Source organism: Pseudomonas sp. C5pp, assembly GCF_000814065.1.
Lineage (GTDB): Bacteria > Pseudomonadota > Gammaproteobacteria > Pseudomonadales > Pseudomonadaceae > Aquipseudomonas > Aquipseudomonas asiatica.
The window spans coordinates 50,329-74,637 of the sequence record NZ_JWLN01000031.1; the positions used below are offsets into that span (position 1 = coordinate 50,329).

Annotated in this window: 17 protein-coding genes; 6 read left to right on the forward strand and 11 right to left on the reverse strand. The window is 63.0% G+C overall.

Going from position 1 to position 24,309, the window contains the following annotated elements:
• Positions 1-153 precede the first annotated feature (153 nt).
• The 4 genes from RR51_RS22195 to RR51_RS22210 form a co-directional block, all read right to left on the reverse strand.
• Positions 154-1,335 (reverse strand): hypothetical protein, encoded by a 1,182-nt coding sequence (locus RR51_RS22195; RefSeq protein WP_039614693.1) that lies wholly within the window; start codon positions 1,333-1,335, stop codon positions 154-156.
• A 56-nt stretch (positions 1,336-1,391) separates the two neighbouring features.
• Positions 1,392-1,865, reverse strand: coding sequence for a VOC family protein (locus RR51_RS22200; protein ID WP_039614694.1), 474 nt, complete (start codon positions 1,863-1,865; stop codon positions 1,392-1,394).
• 110 nt (positions 1,866-1,975) lie between these two features.
• Positions 1,976-3,595: an NADP-dependent glyceraldehyde-3-phosphate dehydrogenase gene (locus RR51_RS22205; protein WP_039614695.1), complete on the reverse strand. Its 1,620-nt coding sequence runs from the start codon at positions 3,593-3,595 to the stop codon at positions 1,976-1,978.
• Positions 3,596-3,743: 148 nt separating this feature from the next.
• On the reverse strand, positions 3,744-7,571 hold the full coding sequence (locus tag RR51_RS22210; RefSeq protein ID WP_039614696.1) for a dermonecrotic toxin domain-containing protein: 3,828 nt from the start codon (positions 7,569-7,571) through the stop codon (positions 3,744-3,746).
• 339 nt (positions 7,572-7,910) lie between these two features.
• Between RR51_RS22210 and RR51_RS22215 the strand changes: the two genes are divergently transcribed.
• The 3 genes from RR51_RS22215 (at position 7,911) to RR51_RS22225 (ending at position 11,083) form a co-directional block, all read left to right on the forward strand.
• A complete protein-coding gene (locus tag RR51_RS22215) occupies positions 7,911-9,065 on the forward strand; it encodes a hypothetical protein (protein ID WP_039614697.1) in 1,155 nt (384 codons plus the stop codon).
• Positions 9,066-9,137: 72 nt separating this feature from the next.
• The gene (locus RR51_RS22220) at positions 9,138-10,256 is read left to right on the forward strand and encodes a glycosyltransferase family 61 protein (RefSeq protein WP_039614698.1); all 1,119 of its coding nucleotides are present in this window, start codon (positions 9,138-9,140) and stop codon (positions 10,254-10,256) included.
• A 44-nt stretch (positions 10,257-10,300) separates the two neighbouring features.
• On the forward strand, positions 10,301-11,083 hold the full coding sequence (locus RR51_RS22225) for an AraC family transcriptional regulator (protein ID WP_013972825.1): 783 nt from the start codon (positions 10,301-10,303) through the stop codon (positions 11,081-11,083).
• A gap of 99 nt (positions 11,084-11,182) precedes the next feature.
• On the opposite strand, the gene RR51_RS22230 is transcribed toward RR51_RS22225, so the two are convergent.
• Positions 11,183-11,764 carry a LysE family translocator gene (locus RR51_RS22230; RefSeq protein WP_039614699.1) on the reverse strand — a complete coding sequence of 194 codons (582 nt, stop codon included), beginning with the start codon at positions 11,762-11,764 and terminating at the stop codon, positions 11,183-11,185.
• A gap of 395 nt (positions 11,765-12,159) precedes the next feature.
• Here RR51_RS22230 and RR51_RS22235 point away from each other — a divergent pair, with 395 nt between their 5' ends.
• On the forward strand, positions 12,160-13,731 hold the full coding sequence (locus RR51_RS22235; protein ID WP_039614700.1) for a TerC family protein: 1,572 nt from the start codon (positions 12,160-12,162) through the stop codon (positions 13,729-13,731).
• Here RR51_RS22235 and rarD read toward each other — a convergent pair.
• The gene (rarD, locus tag RR51_RS22240; RefSeq protein ID WP_039614701.1) at positions 13,694-14,581 is read right to left on the reverse strand and encodes an EamA family transporter RarD; all 888 of its coding nucleotides are present in this window, start codon (positions 14,579-14,581) and stop codon (positions 13,694-13,696) included. The genes RR51_RS22235 and rarD overlap by 38 nt on opposite strands.
• Positions 14,582-14,613: 32 nt before the next feature.
• Positions 14,614-16,200, reverse strand: a complete 1,587-nt coding sequence (locus RR51_RS22245; protein ID WP_039614702.1) for an EAL domain-containing protein — start codon at positions 16,198-16,200, stop codon at positions 14,614-14,616.
• Between the two features lie 299 nt (positions 16,201-16,499).
• Between RR51_RS22245 and hppD the strand changes: the two genes are divergently transcribed.
• Entirely contained in the window at positions 16,500-17,576 is a 1,077-nt protein-coding gene (hppD, locus tag RR51_RS22250) for a 4-hydroxyphenylpyruvate dioxygenase (RefSeq protein WP_013972820.1), read from the forward strand.
• Positions 17,577-17,614: 38 nt separating this feature from the next.
• On the opposite strand, the gene RR51_RS22255 is transcribed toward hppD, so the two are convergent.
• Complete coding sequence (locus tag RR51_RS22255; protein WP_039614703.1) at positions 17,615-18,400, reverse strand: CSS-motif domain-containing protein; 786 nt, start codon at positions 18,398-18,400, stop codon at positions 17,615-17,617.
• Between the two features lie 126 nt (positions 18,401-18,526).
• Positions 18,527-19,213 (reverse strand): type 1 glutamine amidotransferase domain-containing protein, encoded by a 687-nt coding sequence (locus tag RR51_RS22260; RefSeq protein ID WP_039614704.1) that lies wholly within the window; start codon positions 19,211-19,213, stop codon positions 18,527-18,529.
• 211 nt (positions 19,214-19,424) lie between these two features.
• Between RR51_RS22260 and RR51_RS22265 the strand changes: the two genes are divergently transcribed.
• Positions 19,425-21,455 carry a hybrid sensor histidine kinase/response regulator gene (locus tag RR51_RS22265; RefSeq protein ID WP_082044743.1) on the forward strand — a complete coding sequence of 677 codons (2,031 nt, stop codon included), beginning with the start codon at positions 19,425-19,427 and terminating at the stop codon, positions 21,453-21,455.
• A 6-nt stretch (positions 21,456-21,461) separates the two neighbouring features.
• On the opposite strand, the gene RR51_RS22270 is transcribed toward RR51_RS22265, so the two are convergent.
• Positions 21,462-23,078, reverse strand: a complete 1,617-nt coding sequence (locus RR51_RS22270; protein ID WP_039614705.1) for a response regulator — start codon at positions 23,076-23,078, stop codon at positions 21,462-21,464.
• An 81-nt stretch (positions 23,079-23,159) separates the two neighbouring features.
• Positions 23,160-24,215, reverse strand: coding sequence for a tetratricopeptide repeat protein (locus RR51_RS22275; RefSeq protein WP_039614706.1), 1,056 nt, complete (start codon positions 24,213-24,215; stop codon positions 23,160-23,162).
• Positions 24,216-24,309 lie beyond the last annotated feature (94 nt).

Consider the following 24,309-nt stretch of genomic DNA (forward strand, 5'->3'; position numbering starts at 1 on the left):
CGCTGTACCTGTAGGAGCGGCCTTGTGTCGCGAAAGGGCCGCGAAGCGGCCCCTGGGTTTCAGCACTAGTGCATGAATGGCCGGGGCTGCTTCGCAGCCCATCGCGACACAAGGCCGCTCCTACAAGGTTTTGTGTGTGCCGGTAGAGGGTGCTCAGCGTTCACGCATGAAGAAGCCGGCGACGAATTTGCGGAAGGTTTCCAGGCTCTTGAAATCGGCGTAGCGCTTGAAGTTCTCGGTATCCGGTTCGGGGCCGATGGGCTGCTCCAGCAACGATACCGACAACACCCGGTCCTGGTCCGAGGTCATTACCAGTTCGTCCATCACCTGGCCGCCGATCACCGGCCGGCGCATCTGCACTTTCACGCCTTTGCCGGCCATCCAGTCGACCAGCGACACCAGAGCCTTGAGCGGCTCGCGTTCTTCATCGCGGTAAACCGGGAACAGATGAGCACGCGATAGCACCGGCACGCTGGCCACATGGATCAGTTCGTAGTAATGGCTGCCGGCACTGGTCGGTGAATAGAGCATCAGCGCCAGCAATGGCCCGCTGGTGCGGTTGCCGCCCCAGTAGAGGTGGTGCCCCTGGAAGTCGAAGCCGTCTTCACTTCGGTTATTGAACAGCTTGCGTCCCTTGATCTGGTCCACGCAGTCCAGCAGCAGGCCGTGGCGGCGGTGGTTGCCGAACACCGTGGCTTCACGCAGGCGGGACTTGAGCATCATCATGTGCTTCATGTCCAGGCGGGTTTCCAGGTAGTTGCTTGCGGGCACCCGTTCCAGCAGCGGATAGCGGCTGGCAACGCTGCGCAACTCGGCAAACTGCCCGGTCAGGTCCTTTTTCAGGTGCGTGGCATACAGGTTCAGGCCGCTGGTCTCGATCCAGGTCAGCAACAGTGACAGCAGGCGCTGTTGTTCACGCCGTTCGCTGCCGTCGCCACCACTGCTGGTGGTGCTGCTGCGGAAATCACCAATCAGGCGCAACGGTGTGTCAGGCGGCAGCCAGGCAGCGGGTGGCGCGGGGTCGTTCTCGCGCTCGGTCGCTTCGCGCTCGTCCTTGGTGAACGGGCAGCCAGGCGCGTGTTCGGCAGTTCCCGGGTTGTTCTTGAGAAACAGCGTACCGGTGCTGCCGTTGAGGGTGACATTCAGCACCGGCAAGGCATCGTTGCGGCAATCGCAGGCCAGCCACTGGTTGGCGTTGCGCACCTTCATCAGCAACTGGTTGGCCTGCAGCAGGCGCGGGCCGGTGAGGCTGCCGGTGGCAAAGCCGACCAGCAGCTCCTCTTCTGCAGGGGTCAGGCTACGGACCTGTGCGGCGGTTTTGTCGATGATTCGCATGAAGCAGCTCCCAGCTACGAGCCCCAAGCTTCAAGCAAAGTGGCGCCGCTTTCAACTTACTGCGCAGTGCCAGTAAACATCTTCGCAGCACGGGCGCGAATTTCATCGGGGGTCAGGTCCTCCTTGTGGGTGGAAACGAACCAGATGTTGCCGAATGGGTCTTTCAGGGTGCCGCTGCGGTCGCCGTAGAACTGGTCCGTCACCGCACGCAGCTGGGTGGCGCCGGCCGTCAGGGCCTGGGCATAGACCTTGTCGCAGTCCTCGACATACAGGTGCAGGCCTACGCTGGCGCCGCTGAGCTTCTGGCTGGCGGTGAGGCCGCCTTCCATGTCGCAGGGGTCGCCCAGCATCAGCGACGAATCGCCGATTTTCAACTCGGCATGGCCAACGCGGCCGCCAGGGGCATCGAGGCGGAACATTTCCACCGCGCCAAAGGCCTTCTTGTAGAACTCGATGGCCTTGGCGGCGTCGTTGATGGCCAGGTAGGGCGTAATGCTGTGCTGGCCTTCGGGAATGGGTTTGGCTGTCATGTTCGACTCTCCTTGGAAGTGGGCGCCGGTTGGCGCCCTTTTGCTTAGAGTCGTTTGCGCAGATGGAAAATCGACAGGGGTGATAGATCGATTCTCTATAAGCGTGGCGGTCAGAAGATGTAGTCGGTGGTCAGGAAGGTCGACTGCCGGTTGCGAATGATCTCGCTGATCAGTTCCTTGTTGGCCTCCTGGAAGCGCGTCGCGACCAGCGTGCGGATAGAGAACACTCGCAGGGCGTCGTGTACCGACAGGGTGCCTTCGGCGCTGTTCTTACGGCCGTTGAACGGGTAGGTGTCGGGGCCGCGCTGACATTGCGCATTGATGTTGATGCGCCCGACCTGGTTGGCAAAGATGTCGACCAGGCTGCCGATGGTCGCCGGGTCATTGCCGAACAGGCTCAGTTGCTGGCCGTAGTCGGAGTCCAGCACATAGTCGATCACCGTCTGCAGGTCGCGGTAGGGCACTACCGGCACCAGCGGGCCGAACTGCTCCTCGTGGTACACGCGCATGTCGCTCTTCACCGGGTACAGCACGGCGGGGTAGAAGAACGAGCCACGGCTGTGCCCGCCGCGTTCGTTGAGCACGCGGGCGCCCTTGGCGGTGGCATCAGCGACCAGGCCGTCGAGGTAGTCGACCTTGCCGTGCTCTGGCAGCGGTGTCAGTGCTACGCCAGGCTCCCAAGGCATGCCAGGCTTGAGCGCGGCCAGCTTGCGCTGGAACTTGTCGAGGAACGCATCGACCACATCCTCGTGCACGAACAGGATCTTCAGCGCCGTGCAGCGTTGGCCATTGAACGACAGCGCACCGGTGACGGCCTCTTCGACGGCGTTGTCGAGGTCCACCTGGGGCAGCACGATGCCCGGGTTCTTGGCATCCAGCCCCAGCGCGGCGCGCAACCGGTGCGGGCGCGGGTGCAGTTTCTTCAGGTCGCTGGCGGCCTTGTGCGTGCCGATGAAGGCGAACACATCGACCTTGCCGCTGGCCATCAGCGCGCTCACCGTTTCCCGGCCACGGCCGTAGATGACGTTGATCACCCCCGGCGGGAAGCTGTCGCGGAAGGCTTCGAGCAACGGCCGAATCAGCAGCACGCCGAACTTGGCCGGCTTGAACACCACGGTGTTGCCCATGATCAGCGCCGGGATCAGCGTGGTGAAGGTCTCGTTCAGCGGGTAGTTGTATGGGCCCATGCACAGGGCCACGCCCAGCGGTGCTCGGCGGATCTGGCCGAGCGTGCCCTGTTCCAGCTCGAAGCGGCTGGAACGGCGGTCGAGGTCCTTGAGGGCGTTGATGGTATCGACGATGTAGTCGCAGGTGCGGTCAAATTCCTTTTCCGAGTCCTTGAGGTTCTTGCCGATTTCCCACATCAGCAGCTTGACCACGGCCTGGCGCTGCTCGCGCATGCGCGCCAGGAAGGTTTCGACATGCTGGATTCGCTCGGCCACGCGCATGTTCGGCCAGGCGCCACGGCCTTTGTCGTACGCCTGCACGGCAGCATCGAGGGCGGTGAGCGCGGTGTCGGCATCGAGCAGTGGAGCGCTGCCCAACACCACCTGGTGCTCATCGTCGCCTTCCTTGAGCCAGACCGGGCTGCGCACTGTGGCCAGTGGGCCGTCCCACCGCCTGAGCTCACCGTTCACCAGGTAGTCGCGTTGTTCCAGGGGGGCTTCCAGGCGCCAGGTTTCCGGGATGTTCTCGGCGCTGGGGAAGAGTGAATCGAGCAGACGGTCCATGGGTACTGCACCTCACATTGCTGGGTGGGTTTCGAGCTGGGTGAAACGCTTCAGCAGCGAGCATGCACCGCTCGCCGGAAAAACACCAGTCTGGCTTAACATGACCACCCGCGCCTGCCTGTTGGACAGGCAGGCATCCGTACTCCTGTCAAAGCGGGAGGTTGAACAGGTCATAGGGTGGGTGCGTCAACCATTGCTGGCGCAGGGCCGGGTCTGCGTCGATCAGGGCCAGGCGCCGCCAGAACTCTGCACGGGCTTGCCGTGGACGGGACACGAACGGTTCAAGTTCAAGCAAGGGCCTGAGGTCGCGCCGATACTGCAGCGGCAATCGCTGCCACAGGGCCATTTCGGCCGGGCCGGTCTGTTCGAAGAATTCCAGGTAGTCGCCTTCGCACACCAGCAGGTCCACCTGGTGCATCGCGTTGTAGGCCTCGATCTGCGCAAGCACTGGTGAACCCAGCCATTCGCTTTCCAGGCGCAGGGCGTTTGCGACTGGCCGTGGTACGTTGAAACCGTCAGGCAGCCGCAGCAGCTGGTTGTCGCCAATGTCCAGGATGATGGGCTCGATCATCTGGTCCAGGCCTTGCGGCAATTCGCTTAGCGCACAGTCGTTCAGGAACAGCGTCCTCAGGTAGGCCAGCCCGCGCAGGTCCGGGGCCTCTAGCAGCGGGTTGCCCGAAAGGTCCAGCACGCTGAGCCCGGGGTAGCGGTCCAGGGCCTGCTGGGCCTGGGTACTCCAGGTGATGCGGTTGCCTTCCAGGTCCAGCCAGGCGAGCTGCTCAGGGCTGCCCAGGTGGGGCACGGTGTCGAACCGACAGTCGGTCAGCAGCAGGCGATTGAGGTTGGGGAAGCGTTCGTGGAATTCGGCCGGCAACTGGCTGAGCGAACGGTTGGAGCTGAGCGACAGGTGCTGCACATGGGTGAAGTCGTCCGGCAAGGCCAGGCTGGCCAAGGCCTGGTTGTCCAGGTCCAGGCCGGAAAGGTCCAGGCTGTGCAGGCGACCACCCCCTTCAAGCGCTATTGTCGACAGCCGTCGCCAGGCGTTGAGGATGGGGCGGATGGCCAGGTGCCGCTGGTGAGGGCGCTGCGGATCGGGCCGGGCCCATTCATGCAGGTCGCGGCGCAAAGTTTCCAGACGCTGCTGCAGGTCATGCAGGCGCTGTGTGGGTGAGCGAATGTCATCGACGTACAGGTTGTCCTCGTCGTTGCCTAGCCAGTTTTCGAATTCCCAGTCGGTGGCGTCAGGGAACAAGCGGCGATAAGCCCCGGCCAGGGAGCTTGCCAGGCGCGGCTGAGGCGGTTCGGGGTCAAGCGGCCGACCGCCGCGCAAGTTGCCCATGGGCTTGCGCAGCAGCGCGCGGTGCCCCCAGAGCCGTTGGGCGAGTGCCTCCCTGTGCTGGTCGACCCAACCCAGTACGCGCTGGCGTAGCGAGCTGCCATCGGCCGTCGTGATGCCCAGCGTATCGCGATGCGGGCGCGGCAGTGCCTGCTCGATGGCGCGGCAGAGGTCTGGATCAAGCGGTGCAGGTGCAGGGCGCTCGCCCCGGTCGACCTCATAGCCTTCGACCGATTTGATCACGCGGCGCAGGGTGCCGGCCTGTTCGCGGCCGACATGCTCCAGCAAAGGGCCTATGGGGCTTGCACCGTGCAGCTCCAGGCGCAGGTCCGCGGGCCAGTCGGGCATGGCATCCAGGGCGCTGAACAGCAAGCGTTCGCTGTCGCTGCTGGCCCGGGCTGGCTGAAGCACACCTTCCAGTGCACGTACCAGCGGCAGCTCGCTGTGCACCTGCTCCAGCAACTGGCGAACCTGTGTGGGCAACTGACTGTGCTCTTGCCAGGCGAACGTTTCGGCCTCGCTCAGCGGCGCCAGCAAGCGTCTGGCCAAGGCAGGGGACAGTCGCGCATAGGCGTCGAGCAGCTTCTGCGTTGCCGGGGTGGCGGGCGCGCTGCCATTGTAGAGCCGCTCGAACAGGCCTGGCGGGGCTTTGTCGGCCAACGCCTCTACCTCGGCCTGTGCCGTCATGCGTTGCAGGCTATCGAGCAACAGCGGGGGCGTTGGTTGGCCTTCCAGGTGCACCCGGCGCAAGCGCGCGGTGTCGATGCCGCAGAGGCGCCCTGCCTTGGCCAGCTGTTCTGGTGTGAACGCGGCATACGCCTCGCCAAGACGGCGCGCCAGCTTCGCGAATGGCCACTGGCCGGGCTGTTCATGCTGGCCGCGCCAGGCACCTTGGGCATTGTGCGCCAGCGGTGGCTGCCAGGCATCGGGCGTGTCGGGGTGAATGGCCCGCCATTGCTGCAAGTTGTGGTCAAAGCGTTGTTCGAAGAGCTGGCCGTCCATGCGGATGAAATACCGGCCCTGGTACAGGTACTGGCCAAGTGCATTGGGCTGCAGGGTTTGCGGTAGTGTCACGGCACTGCGGTAGGGGGTGAGGTCTTCATTCCAGAGCCGGTAGCGCCCGTCGCTGCCGCGTACCTGCTGCAGGCTTTCCATCAACGGGCTGTTGAACAGCTTGGGTACAACCTTGCCCGCCGCGACGAAGCCGCCGATCAGGGCCAGGTTCAGGCCGACCGCCTCCAGGTGGCGCAGCGCCAGGTGACGGTCGCCTTCATGCCAGGCCTGGTAGCCTTCGAAGGCCTCGCCGAGCAGTTGGCAGGCCGTGACGGCCAGCATCAGGGTGCCTGCACCTGGAATGAAGAACGCGGCAATATTCAGTGCATCCAGGCCAAGGTTTTCCCACTCATCCAGGCGCCTGGCCCGCGCGTTGGCATCGGCCATCGCGGTGGGGACCGCCAGCAGGCTGGCTTCGTGCTTGAGGCGGGCCAGGTGCAGGTCCTGGTAATGGCCGAAAGGCTCGGCTGTGATAGCCACGCGTGTGGGACGCAGGTCCGCTTGCGCTGCGCGTTGCCAAGGGCGGTCATAGGCAGTATTGCCTGTGGCGTCTAGGTTCTGCTGCAACAGGTCGAGAAAGTGCGTGCGCTGGTCCTGCCTGATGTAGGCCGTGAAGGCTTGGCGGGCATCGGGCTCCAGCAGCAAGGTCGCCAGCGTGTCGTGTACCGCGTCCAGGTTGCTGCATTGGCGCAGGGCCGGGTCATGGCCGGGCAGATACAGCGCCAGCCCCGCACCACCGGCATCGATCAGCATGACCTCGTGCAGGGGCGTGCCGAACAGCGCCAGTTGCCAGCACTGTACGGTGCCACCCCGCAACAGCCGTTCGATCTGGTCAAGGGTGCTGCCATCAAGCAGGTGCCGCATATAGGCAAGGTCGGCTGCCAGGCGCAGGCGGTCTTTCTGCACCCTGATGGCCAAGCCCCGTGTGGCGGGTTGGGCGAGGTGCTGTTCCAGGTGGGCCTGGTAAGCCTTGCCCAGGTCCAGGTCACGGCACAGGGTGGCGAAAGCGGCCGGTTCGAGTGGCAGCCGTTCCACCTGGTAGTGCTCCGACTGCAATGGAAAGTGTGCAACGGGTACTTGCATGCCAACAGGGACGGCGCCTTGTATCTGAATCGGCGTGACGTGAATGTTATCGCCCAGGGCAATGGCACTTTCAGCAGTGAACACCTCGTCGCTGGCGAAGTTCTGCAGCGCGGCCTGCAGCAGGTTGTCGCGTCGATGGCTTGATAGATAGCGCAGGGCGGCCCAGTGCCAGCTACGCTTGACCCGCAATAGCTGGCTATTGCGCAGCTGCGCGTGAAAGCCGTGCTCGGCAAGACGCTGTTGCAGCAATGGCTCGGCGAATTCTGTGATTTGTTGCAGGCCTTTGAGTGAGTTGGCCAAGGCTGCTTGCGCCTGCATCAGGCGCGCCTGGCTGGCGCACGCTGCTTCACGCAGGTCGGGGGCAGCATTGGCGAACCAGTCCTGCCTCTTCCACGGGGCGACCTGGGTTCGCTTCAACGCGGCCCACTGATTGGGCGTTACCTGGCGAGCCCAGTGCGGCAACTGCGCCTGGAGTAGGGGTTGATGGGGATTGATGGCTGGCATGTCGATGCTCCTTTCATGCAAAAGGGGGCATCAAACGTCAATTCCAGACAGGCGAGTGGTAATGGGATAACGCGGCTTGGATATATCGATGGAAATTCGCTGTCTGAATCGGTCATTCATGCAGGAAATTTGACGTCATGAAACTTTACATGGCGTGAGGAAGCTTTAAGGAAATGCAATCAAAGTGCCACTTGATAAAGTGTTTGGGCGCACCTTAAATTGTTAATTGATATGGGGGTTCTGGATAATTTCCGAATATCAACATGATACGTGCTTTTTACTGAATTGTTGTCCTTTTCCGATTGACCATTCTGTGTCTCAAAGGACGTCGAAGAAGAAATGAAAGCGACCTTGACGGCAGCGGCGAGGAAACTCGTCTCGCCCTCCATACGTTACGAAATCAGACACCTGGCCAGCAAGGTATCTGAAGTGATGGCGCGTGCCTGTTTCTGGCGCTGGGAAGTCGCCAGGTTCAGGTTGCAGCAGGAAAGCCCCTACGAAATCATCTATATCGGCCGGAAGCAGCAACGGGAAATGGCCAAGCTGCTGATTGCCGGCAAGGGTTCGGGCAATGCTGCAATTGTTGACAGCGCAAGCGCGACGGTAGCGGCCAACCACGTGGTGGTGGTCAGCGAAATGCCGACGTCGGGGGCATTGTCGGTACCGCATTACCTGAGCGCCGTGGTGCCGCTGGGGCGCTCGCTGGAGGATATCACCGCGCGCTACGATAGCGAGTTGCGGCGCAGCATCCGCAAGAACCGGCCGCTGTACCAGATGCGCCAGGCCCGGTCGGATGACGAGATCGCCATGGCCGACCGCAACCTGCTGCGCCCTTATGCCAGCGCCAGGCAAGGTATCCACGCCGCGCAGTTTCCCACTGAAGAAGTGTTCCGCATTGCCAGGGGCGTCGGTCGGCTCGACTTGATCACCTTGGATGATGAAGTGATCGGCTGCCACCTGGGCTGTGAAGTGGTGCGCGGTGGCAAGCGTTATTGGAGCACCCTGCGTTTCGGCTATTGCGAGGCGGTGTTCACCGATGCGCGGAAGTTGCGCGAGGTAAATTCGATCACCACCTTCATGGCCCTGGAGTGGGCACTGGAGCAGGGCTTCGACTATTACGATATCGGCCTTTGCCTGGCGCGCCCGGATGACGGTTTGTTGAAGTGGAAGCGCCGCCGCGGTGGCGATATCGACTCGCTGGGTAACCATGCCTACCTGTTTGTCCGCTTGCCCAGAACCGGCACGGCGAAGTTCCTCTGGGATACACCGATGTTCGCGGTCGAAGGCGACAAGCTCACGCTGCACCTGGGGTTGCCCGAGGGCGCGAGTGACGAGGAAGTTGCCAGCCGCTACCAGGAAATGGTGTTTGGCGGCCTGCACAAGATCTACTTCTATGGGGGCAACGGTACGGGCGAAACGTTCGTGGAAAGCCTGCGTCACCGTTACGCCAACCTGCGGTCACCGCCCACCATGGAAAGGGTCATGTGCAGCTGAGCGGTTGCCAGGAGGCGTTGATCTGGCGCCTTGCGCCAGGCTTTTGACCTTGTCATCAAGGGAGGACGCTTCATGGGAAGCGACATCTCGAAGTTCAGTGCATCGCCTGCGGCCAGGCAGCACACCTGGACCCTGGCCGCCTACCGCTACATGGCGCGCAAACGGCTAGGCAGGAACAGCGGCATCGACCTCAAGAGCTTGGCGGACAAAAGTTGGGACATTGCCCCGGGGGAAGTCACGGTTTCGCCCCCGGCCGTTTTCCTGCCAGGCCAGCTGGAGCGAGTAACGGGGTGGGAAGGCAAGCGTTTCTATCCCTACGTGCACCCTGCGCGCACCATGGAAGGCGGCATCAGCACGCTGCAAGGGCCAACCCGGGGCTACCTGATCAAGGAGGTATGGCTGGTCGACGGGGCGTTGTACAAGGGCAAGGCCAGCCATTGGCTGTCGTTGAAGCCGGGCCCCTTTCCGAGCATCGTCGTGGAAAACGAAATCGACCGCGCGGCCATCTATTGCACGCAAAACGGCAACACGTGGTTCGGTACCTGGCTGATGGAGGATTGTCCGACCTATGCGCTGGCCTGTAACGAAGGCATACCGGTAACCACCGCGCCCTCGGCCAGATTCCCGCTGTTTGCCCAGGCCCCGGCCTATGAAGACTGGCTGGAAATGAACCCGCTGCGCCTGCGCAGTGCGTTTTTCCGTGAGCTGGTGCTGTTCGATGACCAGGCCAACAACCGCAGCCGGCATGCCCGCTACCGGGCCATGGGCGACAAGTTGCTGTCGCATGTGCCGCATGCGCCACACCCGGGGGTGTTCCTGCTGCGTGGTGGCGATGGTGACCTGCGCCTGCTGCGCAATGAGCTGGCGCTGGCGGAGCATTTGCGCGCCACCCGCGGTTTTCGCATCGTCAACCCGCTGAAGTCCGATGTACCGAGTATCGTCGCGGCCTGCGCCGGGGCGAGGGTGGTAATCGGTGTGGAGGGTAGCCAGCTGGTGCATGGGGTCAACGTACTGCAGGCCGGTGGTTGCCTGTTGACGTTGCAGCCGCCCAATCGGTTTGTCAGCTACTACAAGTACCTGACGGACCGAGACCACCAGCATTTCGGCTTTGTGGTCGGGATACCGGACGGCGATGGTTTCACGATCGATGTCGGCGAAGTTGAGCGGACGCTGGACCTGTTTCCGCGATAGGCGTGTAGTATTCAGGCGCATGGCAGCGGCGAGCGGGGTGAGGGATGATCGAGGTATCACGGTTCTGGCGCGACCCGGCGTTGCCCTTTGTCGAGGCCCGGCGGGTAGGGGACGGGCGCCAGGTGTGCTACGCCGCGCATTCCCATGAGAGCTTTTCCATCGGAGTGATAACGGGTGGGCGCAGCTCCTATCTGTACGGTGACCAGTGCATAGAGGTGGCTGCTGGTACCACGGTGCTGATGAACCCAGGTGTGGTGCATGCCTGCAACCCCATCGACGGGGAACACTGGTCCTACCTGATGATGTTCGTCGATATGCCCTGGTTGCAGGCGCTGGGGTTCACTTTGCCGGCCCGGCCCTGGAGTAGCTCGCCGGTGTTGTACCGGAGCCTGTTGCAGGCCTTTGCCGACCTGTTCGACGCCGGCGTGCCAGACCGGGAAGGGCGCCTGGCGGCGCTGTTTGGCGCACTTCCAGGTTTGCTTGGCGGCGATGCCAGCGTCAACGACGAGGGCAACCCACGACTGGACACGGCGGCAGCGTTCATTCGCGCCCATCGTGGCGACCCGCTGAGCCTGGACGACATCTGCGCGGCGTGCGGCCTGTCGCGTTCCTATCTGATTCGCGCGTTCCGCCAACGCTTCGGCCTGACGCCGCATGGTTACCTGCTCGACCAGCGCGTGCAGCTGGCCAGGGCGCAATTGCGTCAGGGCCGGGCTATTGCCGAGGTTGCGCAGGAGGCCGGGTTTGCCGACCAGGCGCACCTGCAGCGGGCCTTCAAGCAGCACCTGGCGGCGACACCGGGGCATTACCGCAATGCATTCGGCTGAATTGCCATTTTTGGCGGTGGTGGCCCTATCGCCGGCAACCCAGCTCCCACAGGTACTGCGCAGGTCTTGAGGGCAGCGATAGGGTCGGTGCAGCCAGGCTCAAATGACCAGATAGACCGCACTGCCCACGAGCAGCAGCGCCAAGCCCCGATTCAGCAGGCGCATGTGCCGTGGGTTGCCGAGGTACTGGCGAACCACGCTCCCGGCCCACGCCCAGCTGGCCACTGAAATGAAGCAGATCGGCCCGTAGATCCAGGCAAACAGCCACAGCAGCTGCTGCTCACCGCCGGTATAGGCACCAACCCCGGCCACCGCTGCCAGCCATGCCTTGGGATTGAGCCATTGCATCGCCGCGCCGTGCCAGGCCGAGGGAGCCTGGGTGGGATGGGCACTGCCCAGTTGCCCATCGTCGCTGGCCAGCTTCCATGCCATGTACAGCAGGAACCCCACGCCGCCCCAGTGCAAAATCAGGCCCAGCAAAGGCCAGCGCAGCAACAATTGATGCAGGCCCAGCCCGACCAGCACCAGCAGCAGGCAGAAGCCCAGCGTGGCGCCAGCCACATGTGCCAGGCTGGCACGCAGGCCATGGCGGGCACCGCTGCCCAGCGCAACGATGTTGACCGGGCCGGGGGAGATCGAGGCCGCAAGTGCGAAAGCGGCCATGGACAGGGACAGGCTCATGAGGGGGATCCGTTTGGTTGAGGTGGGCCTTCATGCTCGGGCATTGACAGCCTGCGGTATTGAAGAAAAGTACCTCACGCACGGCCTGCGCATTTTTGTGTAGGAGCGGCCTTGTGTCGCGATCGGGCCGCGGAGCGGCCCCAGCTGTTGATGCAGCGCTCCTGAAACCTGGGGGGCGCTGTGCGGCCCGTTCGCGACACAAGGCCGCTCCTACAAGGTTGTTACAGGTTTTGTAATAGTTTTGCGCTATTACGGAAAGCTGCTGAGCTTGTAGGATCATTTTCCCAATTTGCTAACAAGGTCTATATGAGCACCTTCGCGGAGCCCCCCAGTCCCCGGTCTTCCCGGCCTTCTTTCTCCCGTCCTCGTGACGCTGCCCTCGTGAGTACCCGCTAATGGAATGGCTAGCCGACCCCACGGCCTGGCTGGGCCTGTTGACGCTTATCGTCCTCGAGCTGGTGCTGGGTATCGACAACCTGGTGTTCATCGCCATCCTCGCCGACAAACTGCCGCCGCATCAGCGCGACCGCGCGCGGGTCATTGGCCTGAGCCTGGCGTTGATCATGCGCCTTGGCCTGTTGGCCAGTATCTCGTGGATGGTCACCCTGACCGCGCCGTTGTTCGAGGTGTTCGAAAAGAGCTTCTCGGGCCGCGACCTGATCATGCTGTTCGGTGGCGTGTTCCTGCTGTTCAAGGCCACCATGGAGCTGCACGAACGCCTGGAAGGCCACGTGACCCAGGCCAGCGGCACGGTACGCCACGCTGCGTTCTGGCCGATCGTCGCGCAGATCGTGGTGCTTGATGCGGTGTTCTCGCTGGACGCGGTGATCACCGCGGTTGGCATGGTCGAGCAGTTGTCGGTGATGATGATCGCGGTGATCTTCTCGATCGGCATCATGATCGTTGCCAGCAAGCCGCTGACCCGCTTCGTCAACGCCCACCCCACGGTGATCATGCTGTGCCTGGGCTTCCTGATGATGATCGGCTTCAGCCTCACCGCCGAAGGCCTGGGCTTCCATATCCCCAAAGGCTACCTGTACGCGGCCATCGGCTTCTCGATCCTGATCGAGCTGTTCAACCAGCTGGCCCGTGCCCGCCGCAAGCGCAGCCTGCAGCAGCACCGGCCGCTGCGTGAGCGCACCGCGCATGCCGTGCTGCGCCTGCTGGGTGGCCGCCGGGTCGAGGCTGACGAGGTGGGCGAGGAAATCGCTGACCTGGTCGAAGGCGGTGAGGAGCAGGTGCTGTTCGACCGCCGTGAGCGGGTGATGATCAGTGGCGTGCTGAACCTGGCCGAGCGGCCTATCCGCACGGTGATGACCGCCCGCGCCGAGGTCGATGTGATCGACCTGGCGCAGCCGGCCGACGCCATTGCCCAGGCCTTGGCCAATTCGCCGTACTCGCGCCTGCCGCTGATCCGCGATGGCCGCGTGGACGAGCCACTGGGCTTCGTGCACAAGAAGGAACTGCTCAAGGAGCTGCTGTCGGGCAGCCAGCCCGATCTGGAAGGCATGGCCCGAGTACCGCTGAACCTGCTGGAGAGCTTCAGCATCCTCAATGCCCTGGAGCAGATGCGAGGCCAGTCGACGCACATTGCTTTCGTCGTCAACGAGTTCGGTGACTTTACCGGCCTGCTGACCATGACCGATATCCTGGAGTCGATTGCCGGCGAGTTGCCGGATGCCAGCGAGGTCGAAGGCCCGGGCATCGTTCAGGAAGGTGAAGGCTTTGTGGTCAGCGGCGCGTTGAACCTGAGCCAGGTGCAGGCACGTACCGGCTTCTGCGCCCGAGCCACCGAGGACTACCAGACCCTCGCGGGCCTGGTGATGAGCCTGCTCGACCGCCTGCCTATGGTTGGTGACCGCCTGGCCTGGAATGGCTGGACGCTGACCGTGGAGGCGGTCGAGGAGCGGCGGGTGCGTCAGGTTCGGCTTACACCGAACGGCGACGTTGACGCAGCAGGTGCTTGAAACCCTCGATCACCAGTACCAGCACCGCGGCCCAGATCGGAAGGTAGGTCAGCCACTGATCCGGGCCGATGGTTTCGCCCAGCAACAGCGCAACGCCTACCAGCAGCACTGGCTCGACGTAGCTGAGCAGGCCGAACAGGCTGAAAGGCAGCAGGCGGCTGGCCAGCACGTAGGCGATCAGGGCCGAGGCGCTGATCGCCCCGAGGATCGGGATCAACGCATACAGGCCAGGGTGTACCTGCAGATCCGCAGGGGAAAGCGGGCCCTGGATCACGAAATACAGCGCCCATGGCAACAGCAGGCACATATCGCACCACAGGCCGCCCAAATGGTCGGTGCGGCAGCGCTTGCGCAACACGAAATAGATCGGGTAGCCGATCGTCACCACCAGGGTTTCCCAGGCGAAACTGCCATGCTGATACAGCTCGTGGCCCACGCCCAGAGCAGCGCAGGCCACGGCCACCTTCTGCAGGCGTGACAGGCGCTCGCCATACACCAGCCGCCCGGTCAGGACCATGGCCAGCGGCAGCAGGAAATAGCCCATCGACACTTCCAGGCTGCGCCCGTGCAGGGGTGCCCAGAGGAACAGCCACAGCTGCACGCCCATCAGCCACGAGGTGCCGACCATGCCCAGCAACAGCAGCGGCGTGTGTTTTACCCGGGCGAGCAGTTCGCCCACCCGTTTCCAGTCTTTCGAGACAAGCATGAACAGGGTCAGGCAGGGCAGCGTCAACAGGGTGCGCCAGCCAAAGATCTCCTCGCCATCGAGCGGCGAGAGCAGAGAGGTATAGAAGTACATCACGGCGAACAGACAGGACGCCATGACCGACGAAAGAATGCCTTTTGACACGAATGCCTCGAATAGGGAATTGAGCAGGTGGATCAGCCGCGCATGATCTCAGGGGGCGCGGCTTGCGGCAACCGCGACGCAGCCGGGCGTGCGGCCAGCGCTTCGAGGAACTGGGCAGCCGGCATGGGCCTGGCGAACAGGTAGCCTTGCTGGAAGTCCACCTCGTGACGGGCCAGGTAGTCGCGCTGGGCTTCTGTTTCCACGCCTTCGGCAACGATGCCCAGGCCCAGCTTGGCCGATAGCTCGATGATGGTCTCGAGGATGTGCACCGACAGCGCATCGCCACCGATCATGGCCACGAAGCTCTGGTCGATCTTCAGGTAGTCGACCTTGAACTGGCGCAGGTAGTTGAGGCTTGACTGGCCGGTGCCGAAGTCGTCCAGGGCGATCTTCACACCCATGGCGTCGAGCTTCTCGAACAGTTCCAGGGCCACCGGCGTGGGCTCGATCAGCTTGCGCTCGGTCAGCTCCAGGGTCAGCACCACCCGGCCTGGCGGGAAGTGCTGGAGGAAGGTTCGGCAATCGTCCAGCAGGCTGAAGTCGCGGCAGTGGTCGGCGGTGATGTTGATGCCGATATGGAAACCGTCCTCCAGCAGCCCGGCAAAGGGGGCCAGGCTCTGCGCGGTGTGCATCATCAGCGCACGGGTCATGGCGACGATCTGCCCGCTGTGTTCGGCGTAGGGGATGAACAGGTCTGGGCGCACCAGGCCTTCGCGCGGGTGGTTCCAGCGCATCAGCACTTCGGCGCCGGCCCAGCGGTAGTCGCCCTTGCGCACTACCGGCTGGAAGTACGGCAGGAACTCGTCGGCCTCCAGGGCCCGGCGCAGTTCGGCACGGGGCGAGGTGGCGCGGCGAACCTGCCAGCGGCACACCAGGCCGGCCACCGCGCCCAGTATCAGCAGCAGACCGAACAGGGCGGGATAGTGGCTGCGCCACAGCTGGCCCTGCTTGTCGGCGCCGTAGCCGCCATGCACGCTGAACGGGTAACGGGTCGAGCCCAGCTGCACATTCGCGCTGGCCGCGGCAGGTGGCACGCCCTTGTGCACGATGCCATCCTTGCCCAGCCAGGCATCGCCCACGCGGATCTGCAGCTCTTCATCGGGGCCGATCAGGCGCAGCGCCGTCAGCAGGTGTTCGCCATCGACCGTACTGATTGCGCCGCGGTCGCCGTCGCTGGCCCGATACACCAGCAGCGGGTGCCCAGGGGTGACCGAGTTGCCGTCCATCAGCCACAGCTTGCCGTCGATGTAGTCGCCGGGGTTGACCGGCTCGTCGAATGCGCCAAACAGCGAGGTGCAATAAAGGGCGTTGTGCCGGAACAGGTTGGTCGAGCGTACGAAGGCGTTGCGCGTGACCTGGGCGCGCAGCATGAGCTGGGCCTCGTCGCACGGGCTGTCGACAAGCGGCAGCAGAGCATGGGCAGCGCTGGACAGATTGTCGAGAATGCGCTCGACGTGCTCCACCACCTGGCGGGTGGTAGCCTGGCTGCTGGCGTGCATTTCACGCTCGATCTGCCAGTTCATCACGGCCAGGCCGCATGCCACGGGCAGCACGCCGACGACCCAGGGCAACAGGGTGCGCCAGCCGAGGCCGGCGCGGCGTTTGACGGTAAGGGGCATGCTGACCTGATCTGTAAAAAGGATTACGAGAGGATAGCCGCTTGTCGGAACCGGTGAGCAACTAAAGGGCGACAAACCATTTTACGCAATGTAGAATCCATTTACGAATACAACAATAAGGTCCTTCGATGCCGAAGGATCAAGCCCGCCGAGAATGGGTCCATATGACATACCATGGGTTCAAGCTGATAATAGGTGATTTCCTCGCCCGCAGCGTGCGGGGTATCCCGTGCTCCCCGCCGTTTCCGTTCCACATCCCACGCAATCAATAATTTTTCGCTGCAGATGAGGACACGAACATGGCTGATATCTTCGACAATCCGATGGGCCTGATGGGCTTTGAATTCATCGAACTGGCTTCGCCGACCCCTGGCGTACTCGAGCCGGTATTCCAGATGCTGGGCTTCACCAAGGTCGCTACCCACCGTTCCAAGGATGTGCACCTGTATCGCCAGGGTGACATCAACCTGATCCTGAACAACGAACCCAAGAGCATCGCCTCGTACTTCGCTGCCGAACACGGCCCGTCGGTATGCGGCATGGCGTTCCGCGTGCGCAATGCCCATGAGGCCTATGCCCGCGCCCTGGAACTGGGCGCCCAGCCGGTGGAAATCGAAACCGGCCCGATGGAACTGCGCCTGCCGGCGATCAAGGGCATCGGCGGTGCGCCGCTGTACCTGATCGACCGTTTCGAGGAAGGCAGCTCGATCTACGATATCGACTTCAAGTTCATCGAGGGTGTGGACCGCAACCCGGTGGGTGCCGGCCTGAAGATCATCGACCACCTCACCCACAACGTTTATCGCGGGCGCATGTCGTACTGGGCCGGCTTCTACGAGAAGCTGTTCAACTTCCGCGAAATCCGCTATTTCGACATCAAGGGTGAGTACACCGGCCTGACTTCGCGTGCCATGACCGCACCGGATGGCATGATCCGCATCCCGCTGAACGAAGAATCGTCCAAGGGCTCCGGGCAGATCGAAGAGTTCCTGATGCAGTTCAACGGCGAAGGCATCCAGCACGTCGCCTTCCTGACCGATGACCTGCTCAAGACCTGGGACGCCCTCAAGGGCTTCGGCATGCGCTTCATGACTGCACCGCCGCAAACCTACTACGAGATGCTCGAAGAGCGCCTGCCAGGTCATGGCGAGCCGGTCGACCAGTTGAAAGCACGCGGTATCCTCCTCGATGGTGCCTCCCAGCCTGACGACAAGCGCCTGCTGCTGCAGATCTTCTCCGAGACCCTGCTCGGCCCGGTGTTCTTCGAGTTCATCCAACGCAAGGGGGATGACGGCTTTGGCGAAGGCAACTTCAAGGCCCTGTTCGAATCCATCGAGCGCGACCAGGTACGTCGTGGTGTGCTGAGCACCGAGTAACCCCAGGGTACCGCCGTCACGATTCGATGGCGGCGGTATCAACCCTTCTTCTTGCCCGAAATGGTCAGGCCCAGGTACATGATGAACATGCTGGCGACCCCGACCAATACCAGCGAGGGCAGTACCTGATGCAGGGATAGGCGGAACTCCTGGGTGGCGTATCCTTTGGGGTAACCGCCGATCACCACGTAACCATGTTTCTGGGAAACCGATCGCTCGGTGAATTCGACCTGGGAGGGCCGTTGTGCGTCGCGGCTGTCTCCCTCGCTCCAGATATACAGGTCGCCGAATTCCAGAAGCAATGTCAGGCCGTCCTGGAAAGCACGCAGCTCGTCACGCAGCTGCCGACCGTACGCTGTTGCGATTATCCCAGGGTTGCTGTTCGGTCTCTGGACTTTGATGATCGCCGCGTTAGGCGACGATGGAGCGTCGAATGCCAGCTCTGTCTGCCGTCCGGACAGGGCAAAAGCCGAGTTATACGCCAAAGGGTCCATGTCCGTCGCACAATACGCTTGTTGGTCGCGGGTGAGTATCAGTGAGCGAAGGTGCGGGCTGTTGGCGACTCTCTGCTCCAGCGTACCAAGCACTTCGTCACAGGGCTTGCCTGCCAATGGCAGGATCAGGTCCAGATCGCCTTCCATGCGGCCCAGTGCCTGGTCGATGCTGAAAATCGCCTCTTGAACAGAAACCTTGGCATTCTCCTCAAGTTTTCTGTCCAGTTGATAGTTCATCATCAGTAACCCGGACAGTACCGGTATTGCGCCGATGGACAATATCAACAGTAACTTCCGCCAGTTGATGCCGAGACTCGGTATTGCTGCCATAGGACCGCCGCTCCGTTGAACCTTGCTGTTCGGGTTGAACAGGTCAGCGCTGATCCTATGTGCTTGATGGTGCTCCGGCTGTAGGCCAAAAGTGTTGCGGTTTTACAGAAAAGTAGAACCTCGTTGTCAGCCTCGCTTCAGCCTGGCGAGCACTTTTTCGGCCAACTGGGCCGTGGAGGCCGGGTTCTGCCCGGTGATCAGCCGATCATCGGCCACCACGAACGGCTGCCACGGGTCTTCATGCTTGCTGTAGGCACCACCGCGGGCACCCAGCTCGGTTTCCGTCAGGAAGGGGACCACCCTGTCCAGTTCGACGAGCTTCTCCTCGGTATTGGAGAAGCCAGTCACCTGACGGTCCTTGAGCAACAGGCTGTTGTCGCTGAGCTTGATGTTCAGCAGGCCGACAACGCCATGGCAAACCGCCGCGACAATGCCCTTGTGCTCGTACACCCGGCGGGCCAGCTCTTGCAGCGGCTGGTTGTCGGGAAAGTCATACATCACTCCGTGCCCGCCGGTGTAGTAGATGACGCTGTACTCTTCTGCCTTCACCTGGCCAGGGCTCAAGGTGTTGCCCAGGCGGGTCATGAAGCGCTTGTCGTCATACCACAGCCAGTCCAGGTCGGGCGCCATCTGCAAGCTATGCGGGTCGACAGGGACGTAGCCGCCCAGCGGGCTGACATAATCGACCTCGTAACCGGCTTTTTCGACTTTTTCGACAAAGTGCACCGCTTCCCCCAGCCACAAGCCGGTCGCCCGCTTGAGGGTCGGATACTTGGCTGTATTGGTCAGCACCACCAGCATTTTCTTGCTCATGACCACGCTCCCGTCGGCAACCTGAATGGGCCGTTGCTCCCCCGGCCCGAGGGAAAACCTAATGAGCATAGCTCTCAGGTGCCAGTACGCCATATTGCGTGGCGTGTGTTGTGCTAACGTGAACCACATTCACGCAGCGCCCGTACTTTTTCTGAATCATGCTGGAGTCACGACAGTGGTCACAAATGGTACGCCGCGCGAGCCTGCGTCGATGGTCATCCTGCAGCCGTCTGTGCTGGCACCGGTCGACCTCATGGGCGAACGGATTGCACGGTTCGACTGGGGGCGTACACCGCTCGGGCCGCTGCCGCGCTGGCCGGCTTCGTTGCGCATTGCCGTCGACATGATGCAATTGTCACCGTTCCCGTGTGCCGTGGTCTGGGGACCAGACCTCAGCGTGGTCCACAATGAAGGCTATCGGGCATTGCGGCGGGTTGCCCCGGATGCATTGGGCATGGCCTTCGATGCGCTGTGGAGCGATGAGTGGCCGGCGATGGGACCGTGGGTGTTCAAGGCGCTCGAGGGGCGCTCGAGCTTTGTCGAAGACCCACCACTGCGTATTGGCTGCGGCCAAGGCGGGGAGCCGTTGTGGTGTGCGTTCGGCTACACACCGTTGCACGATGAACTGGGCAACGTGGCAGGGTTTCTGCACGCGGTGATCGAAACCACGGCCAGCGTCGAGGCGCATCGCCACTGGCGGGAGCAGGCGCAAGAATTCCAGCGGCAGGTCGAGCGACACCTGGTGGAGCGCGAGCAGTTCTGGGGGCTGTCGCGTGATGCGATGATGACCGTCACTCCCGAGCTGAAGGTGTGTGGCGCCAACCCCGCCTGGTATCGCATCCTGGGCTGGTCTGAAGAGCAGGTACTGGGCACTCCGGTGCTGGACCTGGTACATCCGGCAGATCGCGCTGAGGTTGAGGTGGCCATTTCCGGGTGCCTGCAGTACCAGGATACCGAGCAGATAGAGACGCGCCTGCGCCACCGCGATGGCCATTACCACAGTTTTCGCTGGAGTGCACGGTTCGATGGCAGCCTGCTGACTGCCGTTGGCCGGGATATCACCGGGGAACGTGAGGAGGCTGCTCGTCAATCCGAAGCGCTGATGCGCAACAACGAGCGTCTGGAGGTGGTTGGGCAGTTGGCCGGGGGCATGGGCCATGAACTGAACAACTTGTTGTCCGGCATCGGTGGCAGCCTCGAACTGCTTCAGCGGCGCGTGCAGGAAGGACGGCTGGAGCGGGTGGAGGCGTATGTCGAGGTCGCGCGAGATTCGGTGCAGCGTGCCATGGAGCTGACCCATCGCCTGCTGGCGTTTTCCCGTCATCAACCTTTGGCGCCCAGGCCACTGGACTTCAACCGGCAGTTGCGCTTGAGCGAACCACTGCTGCGGAGCACGCTGGGCGCCGAGATGCGCTTGCACTGGCAGCTGGATGTCACGCCGTGGGCGGTGAACCTTGATGTTTCCCAGCTGGAAAATGCCTTGATCAATCTTTGCACCAACGCCCGCGAAGCGTGCCTTGATCGTGGAAACGTCACGCTGCGCAGCATCAACCAGCGGCTGACAACGTGTTTCCCGGATGAGAGCGGCCTGCCACCAGGCGACTACGTTGCGTTGCATGTGGAGGATGATGGCCATGGCATGCCGGCCGTGGATATTGCCAGGGCCTTTGAACCATTCTTCACCACCAAGCCGGTCGGGCGTGGCTCAGGCCTTGGTTTGTCGATGGTATATGGGTTTGTCGGCCAGTCGGGGGGCTACGCCTGGATCGAGTCGGCGCCGAACCAGGGCACCAAGGTCTGCATGCTTTTTCCAAGGTGGCATGACCCGGTACCCGAGGCGCCTGCGGTTGTGCACCGGACGCAGCGCATGGCCGGGAGGCAGCGCCTGTTGCTGGTCGATGACGAGCTCGGTTTGCGTGCTGTGATGTGCGAGTACCTGACCGAACGTGGGTTCGAAGTCATTGATGTGGGCGACGCCAATAGCGCACTGGAGCGCTTCCGCCATGACGGCCCGTTCGACCTGGTGATCACCGACATCGGCTTGCCGGGTGGTTTCAGTGGCCGCCAGGTGGCCAAGGCCATGCGCATGCAGCTGCCGCTGCAGAAGATCCTGTTCATCACCGGCTATGCGGGTCAGCCGATCGAAGCGCAGTTGCTCGAGCAGCCGGGCACGGCATTGATGAACAAGCCGTTCCCGCTGGCGGACCTGGTGGATGAGGCGCTACGCATGCTCGAGGAGTGAAGCGGTTCAGGGCTTGCCCAGTATCTGGGTCACCTGGGCCTGCAGCTGCTTCAGCTCGAAGGGCTTGCTGATCAGGTGCATCCCCACCTCCAGGAAGCCCTCGCGGGCCATGGCCGTTTCCGCATAGCCGGTGATGAACAGTACTGGCAAGCGTGGGCGCAGGTTGCGGGCAATCTCGGCCAACTGGCGGCCATTCATGCCGGGCAAGCCGACATCGCTGATCAGCAGATCCACCGGTTGTGTCGAACGCAGTACCTTAAGGCCCTCATTGGCGTCGGCGGCACTGTGGCAGGCGAAGCCATCCTCGCGCAGGGCCTGGCAGAGCAATTGGCGTACATGGGGGTCGTCCTCGACTACCAGCACGTGATGGCCCTGGTAACCTCGCACGGGTTGTACGGGTTTGACAGGTGCCTGGCCCTGGGCGACGTGGCGCGGCAGATAAAGGTCCACCCGGGTCCCTTGGCCGATCTGGCTGTGCAGGGTGACATGTCCATGGGATTGCTTGCTGAAGCCGTAAACCATCGACAGGCCAAGGCCGATGCCCTGGCCGACCGCCTTGGTGCTGAAGAACGGCTCGAAGGCATGCTCCAGCGTGCTTTGCGCCATGCCCTGGCCGTCATCGATGACTCGCAGGCGGACATAGTCGCCGGCGCACAGGGCACCGCCAGCGAATTGCCCGGCGCCGATGTGCTGGTTACTTGCCTCGATGCGCAGCTGGCCGCCATTGGGCATGGCTTCGCAGGCATTGAGCAACAGGTTATCGAGGGCCTCCTGTAACTGTTGGTCATCGGCTTCGACCGACCACAGGTTCTTGGCGATTTGCACCTGCAGGGTCACGGTCGGGGTCACGCAGGCCTTCAGGCGTTTTGCCTGGAGCAGGTCGTGCAGGTCGACCTGCTGGGTGTGCAGCGATTGCCGAGAAGAGAAGGCCAGCAGGCGGTGGGTCAGGCGCGCAGCGCGTGACACCGCCTCGCGGCCCATGCGCAGCACGTTGTCCAGGCCATCGCTGCGACCCTGTCGCAAGCGCCGGTCAATCAGCTCGAAGCTGCCACCAATGCTGGTGAGCAGGTTGTTGAAGTCGTGGGCGACCCCCCCGGCCAGTTGGCCGATGGCCTCCATCTTGCGCGTCTGGTGGCGTGCGAACTCGCTGCGTTGCTGCTCTTCGCCGGGAGGTGCGGCCTTGGCGTCAAGGCGTTGCTGCAGGTCTTGTAACTGGTCGCGTGCCAGATACTGCCGACGCCGGTTGCGCAGGGCGGACTGGGTCATGCGCAGCAGCTGGGCGTTTTCGAATGGTGCGACCAGCAGGACCAGGTTGCCCACCGGGAGGTTGGTCGAGCCCTTGGCCGCTTGGCTCCCTTGACCGAGCAGCACGATGGGCAGGTCCGACCAGCACGGTTGCTGGTCGATGAATTCTTGCAGCAATGCACTTGGGCCCTGTTTGAACGCTTGCTCGGCAATGATCGCCAGGCCTGCGCCTTCGGCCAGGCAGGCTTGCAGGTTGGCCAGGTCGACCGCGCACAGGCTGTCGATACCCGCAGAAGCGAGCAGGCGAGCAGTATCTGCGGCTATTGGCGGGGGCGCCAGGATCAATGCACGTTCGTCCAGCGCCAACGAACTGGCCACAACACACTCTCCTGAAGGGTGGTCCGATATCCACTGGACCCTGGGCACAGCCCTGGGGTTCAACAAATTTTCGGACGTTGCCTACAGGCCCTGTTGCAGCACTGGGTCGTCCGGGTTCTGCCGCTCCAGCTCGGCCAGCAGCACCTGCACGTTCTGCAACTGGCCGGTTTCCTTCCAGTACTTAATCAGCAACACCCGTGCCCGGCGATTGGCCGGCTGGCGGTTGAGCACGATTTCCAGTTGCTTTTGCGCGGCGTCGAGTTGTTCCAGTTCATGCAGGGTGACTGCCAGTGTATAGCGGTAGTCGGCGTTGTCCGGGTCCAGTTCGACGGCGCGGGACAAGGCCAGCAGTGCGTATTCGCGCTGTTCGTGACGGTTAAGCCAGAGCCCCAGCTCGTACTGCAGAAAGGCCGAATCGGGGCTTAGCGCAAGGGCTTTGCCCAGTATCTGACGCGAGGCGTCGTGATAGCCCTGGCGCTCCAGCAGGCGTACCTGGGTCGCCAGTGCGTCGAGGTTGCCTGGCGCTACCGCCAGGGCTCGCTGCAGGGCGGTGTCGGCCAGGGTGTAGTCGTTTTCGTGCAGGTAGAGGCGTGCCAGGTGGACTTGGGCGTCGGCGTCTTCGGGTTGTTGCTCGAGGGCCTGCTGGTATTGCTCCAGGGCGACCTGTAGCGGGCCGAAATAAAGGCCGATGTCATCCGGAGCAAGGCCGAGCAGGGCATCTACCGCGGCAAAGCGCACGCTTTGCTCGTCGTCGTCCAGCAGTGGGCCGAGTACCAGGCTGCGTTGCGCCGCCGGCAGCAGGCGGCGAATACCGGCGATGGCTGCACGGCGCACCTGCGGGTCGGCATGCTCGAGGTCCTGACGGGCGAGTTTCAATGCCTGGGGCGAAGGGTAGTTTGGCAGTTCGGCATACAAGGCGGCACGGCGAATGGGCGGCAGGTCGGTGCGCTGCAGTTGCTGGTACAGCACCCGTGCAGCGCCGGGTTGGCCCTCATGGGCCTGGCGCAGGGCCTTGGCGTAGCTGTGCGCAGGCAGGGTAGGCGGGGCTGGCGGAGCGTCGCGCCACAGGTAGCCGAACAGGGCCGATACCAGGATCAACAGCAGCAGGGCGATCAGGTAGCGGTTGCGTCTGGGCATCGGACGATCCGGGGCGGCGGGAAGGGCAGAGCTTGGGCTAGCCGGGGGGTAAATGCAACCGAGTGTGGGTTGCGTGGCGCCTGCCTCGGGTTTT

What these genes read in the sequence shown, in the direction of transcription:
- hppD (WP_013972820.1), top strand. Translation starts at nt 16,500, where the DNA reads ATGGCTGATATCTTCGACAATCCGATGGGCCTGATGGGCTTTGAATTC.
- RR51_RS22215 (WP_039614697.1), top strand. Translation starts at nt 7,911, where the DNA reads ATGAAAGCGACCTTGACGGCAGCGGCGAGGAAACTCGTCTCGCCCTCC.
- RR51_RS22225 (WP_013972825.1), top strand. Translation starts at nt 10,301, where the DNA reads ATGATCGAGGTATCACGGTTCTGGCGCGACCCGGCGTTGCCCTTTGTC.
- RR51_RS22265 (WP_082044743.1), top strand. Translation starts at nt 19,425, where the DNA reads ATGGTCATCCTGCAGCCGTCTGTGCTGGCACCGGTCGACCTCATGGGC.
- RR51_RS22245 (WP_039614702.1), bottom strand. Translation starts at nt 16,200, where the DNA reads ATGCCCCTTACCGTCAAACGCCGCGCCGGCCTCGGCTGGCGCACCCTG.
- RR51_RS22255 (WP_039614703.1), bottom strand. Translation starts at nt 18,400, where the DNA reads ATGGCAGCAATACCGAGTCTCGGCATCAACTGGCGGAAGTTACTGTTG.
- RR51_RS22200 (WP_039614694.1), bottom strand. Translation starts at nt 1,865, where the DNA reads ATGACAGCCAAACCCATTCCCGAAGGCCAGCACAGCATTACGCCCTAC.
- RR51_RS22275 (WP_039614706.1), bottom strand. Translation starts at nt 24,215, where the DNA reads ATGCCCAGACGCAACCGCTACCTGATCGCCCTGCTGCTGTTGATCCTG.
- RR51_RS22230 (WP_039614699.1), bottom strand. Translation starts at nt 11,764, where the DNA reads ATGAGCCTGTCCCTGTCCATGGCCGCTTTCGCACTTGCGGCCTCGATC.
- RR51_RS22195 (WP_039614693.1), bottom strand. Translation starts at nt 1,335, where the DNA reads ATGCGAATCATCGACAAAACCGCCGCACAGGTCCGTAGCCTGACCCCT.
- RR51_RS22235 (WP_039614700.1), top strand. Translation starts at nt 12,160, where the DNA reads ATGGAATGGCTAGCCGACCCCACGGCCTGGCTGGGCCTGTTGACGCTT.
- RR51_RS22220 (WP_039614698.1), top strand. Translation starts at nt 9,138, where the DNA reads ATGGGAAGCGACATCTCGAAGTTCAGTGCATCGCCTGCGGCCAGGCAG.
- RR51_RS22210 (WP_039614696.1), bottom strand. Translation starts at nt 7,571, where the DNA reads ATGCCAGCCATCAATCCCCATCAACCCCTACTCCAGGCGCAGTTGCCG.
- RR51_RS22205 (WP_039614695.1), bottom strand. Translation starts at nt 3,595, where the DNA reads ATGGACCGTCTGCTCGATTCACTCTTCCCCAGCGCCGAGAACATCCCG.
- RR51_RS22260 (WP_039614704.1), bottom strand. Translation starts at nt 19,213, where the DNA reads ATGAGCAAGAAAATGCTGGTGGTGCTGACCAATACAGCCAAGTATCCG.